Origin of the sequence: Brassicibacter mesophilus (genome assembly GCF_050433385.1) — a bacterium.
Classification (GTDB): Bacteria; Bacillota; Clostridia; order Tissierellales; family Proteiniboraceae; genus Brassicibacter; species Brassicibacter mesophilus.
Genome location: NZ_JBNPXI010000047.1, coordinates 1 through 3,116, shown reverse-complemented (window position 1 = coordinate 3,116; position 3,116 = coordinate 1). Strand labels below are relative to the sequence as shown.

General features: G+C 41.3%; 2 protein-coding genes, 15 tRNA genes and 1 rRNA gene. 16 read left to right on the top strand and 2 right to left on the bottom strand.

The window, feature by feature from the left end:
- Positions 1–163: 163 nt before the first annotated feature.
- The 16 genes from rrf (at position 164) to HNR33_RS22555 (ending at position 1,897) form a co-directional block, all read left to right on the top strand.
- Positions 164–280: ribosomal RNA gene (rrf, locus tag HNR33_RS22630) — 5S ribosomal RNA — on the top strand.
- Between the two features lie 6 nt (positions 281–286).
- Positions 287–361, top strand: a tRNA-Asn gene (locus HNR33_RS22625).
- Between the two features lie 4 nt (positions 362–365).
- Positions 366–454 (top strand) — tRNA-Leu (locus tag HNR33_RS22620).
- Between the two features lie 19 nt (positions 455–473).
- Positions 474–549, top strand: a tRNA-Met gene (locus tag HNR33_RS22615).
- Between the two features lie 28 nt (positions 550–577).
- A tRNA-Met gene (locus HNR33_RS22610) sits at positions 578–654 on the top strand.
- Between the two features lie 9 nt (positions 655–663).
- Positions 664–738, top strand: a tRNA-Glu gene (locus HNR33_RS22605).
- 5 nt (positions 739–743) lie between these two features.
- A tRNA-Val gene (locus HNR33_RS22600) sits at positions 744–819 on the top strand.
- 5 nt (positions 820–824) lie between these two features.
- Positions 825–901: transfer RNA gene (locus tag HNR33_RS22595), tRNA-Asp, on the top strand.
- A 142-nt stretch (positions 902–1,043) separates the two neighbouring features.
- Positions 1,044–1,119 (top strand) — tRNA-Thr (locus HNR33_RS22590).
- 5 nt (positions 1,120–1,124) lie between these two features.
- A tRNA-Tyr gene (locus tag HNR33_RS22585) sits at positions 1,125–1,210 on the top strand.
- A 178-nt stretch (positions 1,211–1,388) separates the two neighbouring features.
- Positions 1,389–1,463 (top strand) — tRNA-Gly (locus HNR33_RS22580).
- A gap of 6 nt (positions 1,464–1,469) precedes the next feature.
- A tRNA-Gly gene (locus HNR33_RS22575) sits at positions 1,470–1,543 on the top strand.
- A 28-nt stretch (positions 1,544–1,571) separates the two neighbouring features.
- A tRNA-His gene (locus HNR33_RS22570) sits at positions 1,572–1,648 on the top strand.
- A gap of 12 nt (positions 1,649–1,660) precedes the next feature.
- A tRNA-Gln gene (locus HNR33_RS22565) sits at positions 1,661–1,736 on the top strand.
- A 4-nt stretch (positions 1,737–1,740) separates the two neighbouring features.
- Positions 1,741–1,815 (top strand) — tRNA-Cys (locus HNR33_RS22560).
- Positions 1,816–1,820: 5 nt separating this feature from the next.
- A tRNA-Arg gene (locus HNR33_RS22555) sits at positions 1,821–1,897 on the top strand.
- A 157-nt stretch (positions 1,898–2,054) separates the two neighbouring features.
- Here the strand turns inward: HNR33_RS22555 and HNR33_RS22550 are convergent.
- Both HNR33_RS22550 and HNR33_RS22545 read right to left on the bottom strand, forming a co-directional pair.
- Complete coding sequence (locus tag HNR33_RS22550) at positions 2,055–2,441, bottom strand: hypothetical protein (RefSeq protein WP_429088270.1); 387 nt, start codon at positions 2,439–2,441, stop codon at positions 2,055–2,057.
- A 416-nt stretch (positions 2,442–2,857) separates the two neighbouring features.
- A complete protein-coding gene (locus HNR33_RS22545; protein ID WP_429088268.1) occupies positions 2,858–3,016 on the bottom strand; it encodes a hypothetical protein in 159 nt (52 codons plus the stop codon).
- Positions 3,017–3,116: the final 100 nt, after the last annotated feature.

The following is a 3,116-nucleotide window of genomic DNA, read 5'->3' as shown; positions in this document are numbered from 1 at the left end:
CTGGTTGATAGGTCACAGGTGTAAGGGCAGCAATGTCTTAAGCTAAGTGATACTAATAGGTCGAGGACTTGACCAGCTGTTTGCTGTGCAGTTTTGAAGGTGCAAGAAAAAAATCTTGACAAAGAACAAAAAAAATGCTAATATAGTTCTTGTTCCTTAATAATCTAGTGATAATGGCGGAAGGGTCACACCTGTTCCCATACCGAACACAGAAGTTAAGCCTTCCAGCGCTGATGGTACTTGGGTGGAGACGCCCTGGGAGAGTAGGACATCGCTAGATGGATATTCCTGGGTAGCTCAACGGCGGAGCAACCGGCTGTTAACCGGTAGGCTGTGGGTTCGAGTCCCACCCCAGGAGCCAAATTGCCGGGGTGGCGGAACTGGCAGACGCACAGGACTTAAAATCCTGCGGTCCTTAAAGACCGTACCGGTTCGATTCCGGTCCTCGGCACCAAAAAAACATAAAATATCGTCGCGGGGTAGAGCAGCTGGTAGCTCGTCGGGCTCATAACCCGGAGGTCATCGGTTCAAATCCGGTCCCCGCAACCATTAATCATTAAACCATTTAATTTAACATGGCGGCGTAGCTCAGTTGGCTAGAGCATGCGGTTCATACCCGCAGTGTCAGCGGTTCAAATCCGTTCGCCGCTACCAATTTAATAAGGCCCTATGGTCAAGCGGTTAAGACATCGCCCTTTCACGGCGGTAACCCGGGTTCGAACCCCGGTAGGGTCACCAATTATGGGCGCGTAGCTCAGCTGGGAGAGCACCTGCCTTACAAGCAGGGGGTCACAGGTTCGAGCCCTGTCGCGCCCACCATAATTGGCCTGGTAGTTCAGATGGTTAGAATGCCAGCCTGTCACGCTGGAGGTCGAGGGTTCGAGTCCCTTCCAGGTCGCCATTTTATTTTTAAACTACGCTGGTGTAGCTCAATTGGTATAAGCAGAGAACCAAAACCATGATTTTGGTTTTGTGTGAATCGCTTAGTGGTGGAGTTGATAACTTGTAGAGATTAAAATGATAGTAGAAACAAGATAGATTACGCTGGTGTAGCTCAATTGGTAGAGCAACTGACTTGTAATCAGTAGGTTGAGGGTTCAAGTCCTTTCACCAGCTCCACAAATGGAGGGGTTCCCGAGTTGGCCAAAGGGGACGGACTGTAAATCCGTTAGCTGTGCTTTCACTGGTTCGAATCCAGTCCCCTCCACCATTTAAGAGATATACTTTGAATGTATGAATTGTTAACATTAAATAAATAGATTATGCGGAAGTGGCTCAGTGGTATAAGCAGAAAGCCAAAACGAGCTTTTGGTTTTGTGCGAATCGCTTAGTGGGTAATTTAGTGGTTACTGTAGAGTGAAAAAGGTAGTAGAAAGTAAATAAACTTTGCGGAAGTGGCTCAGTGGTAGAGCATCGCCTTGCCAAGGCGAGGGTCGCGAGTTCGAATCTCGTCTTCCGCTCCATTTTAAGCGGGTGTAGCTCAGTGGTAGAGCCCTGGCCTTCCAAGCCAGTTGCGAGGGTTCGATTCCCTTCACCCGCTCCAATTTTTCTCAGGAAAGTACTTTATCATGGTGGGTATAGCTCAGTTGGTTAGAGCGCCAGATTGTGGCTCTGGAGGCCATGGGTTCGAATCCCATTATCCACCCCATAAAAAATATGTTGGGGCGTCGCCAAGTCGGTAAGGCACTAGACTTTGACTCTAGCATTCGTAGGTTCGAGTCCTGCCGCCCCAGCCAATACGGCGGCATAGCCAAGTGGTAAGGCAGAGGTCTGCAAAACCTTTACTCCCCAGTTCAAATCTGGGTGTCGCCTCCATATCGGCGCCTATAGCTCAACTGGATAGAGTATCTGACTACGAATCAGAAGGTTGGGGGTTCGAGCCCCTCTGGGCGCACCATTTACATATATAAAAATGGGGAGTTGTGCATAATACCAATTCTTCATTTTTTTATTTTTTGTATTTTTAGAGACAAGCATAAAAACATATATGAAGAAAAAAAGATCGAGTACATTTTACTTTATGTAGTGTATGATCTTTTTATTAAACCCCTATATTAATGATCATGTTTTTCATCAATTCCAATTTCATGGTTAAGAATTTCTTCAATTCTTATCAAAATTTTGTCTAAGTCAAGATTGGCTTCTTTTTTTATACTTTTCCTTAACATAGGACCAATTTGTTGAATATCATCAAGTATGTCTTGTAAAAGCTCTAAAGCCGCAGTAGCTTCAATAATTTCTTTAGGAGTTTCTACTATATTAGCTAAAATTGATGTTTCTGTACGAGAAGCAATTAAAGGACTGTCAATTTCTTCAACATAGACATAAGTTCTTTTTCCTGGTCCCCTGTTGCTCTCAATTGGCTCAAGTGCAATAATTTTATCTGACCTGATAAACTTACCATATCCTAAAGGTACAATAATATTTCTTCTTATTTCCACTAGACATCATCCTTTTAAAAGTATAAATATATTTTGTACAATATTAATTCTAATATACAATATTATGTTGTATATTAAAATTAAATATGATTTTAGTATTATGTTCATTGTTTTCGTCCCACATACAGAAATTACTCATCTGTTCGTTAATTTTCTGCTAATTCAATAAGTTTTCTTGTAATAGAACCAGTAAGGTATGAAGTCATATATCAATTGTCATCAATTCCCTTGTAGGATATGCCGAATTTATTTAGCCATTTCCATTTTGGACTGATCTAAAGCAGCTCTAGCTTCTGAAATTATAGCTAAAAAAAGAAGCCGAAATTGGCTTTGAAAAAGGATTATCTGTCAAGTTGCTTTTCAGAGATAAAAAAGGTTGCTTTAGAGCAACCATCTTTTACTTGAGTGAGCTAAATCTAATCTTTTATATCTTTATCAGAAACTTCTATTGTCATTCTAGATCCATATGCATCAACCAAGGTAGAGTAGAGATTATTTTCTTTTGATCTATCATTAATGTTTAACTCATTAGAATGTTCTTTGTTTAAACTCTTGTTCCTATTATCCTTAGGCATTTAAGCACCTCCTTGTATAATAATGATATAGCCATTAAGGATAATACATATTTAACCTTTTCTATACCTAAGTAACTGAAGAAGGTATTCTTCCTTCATC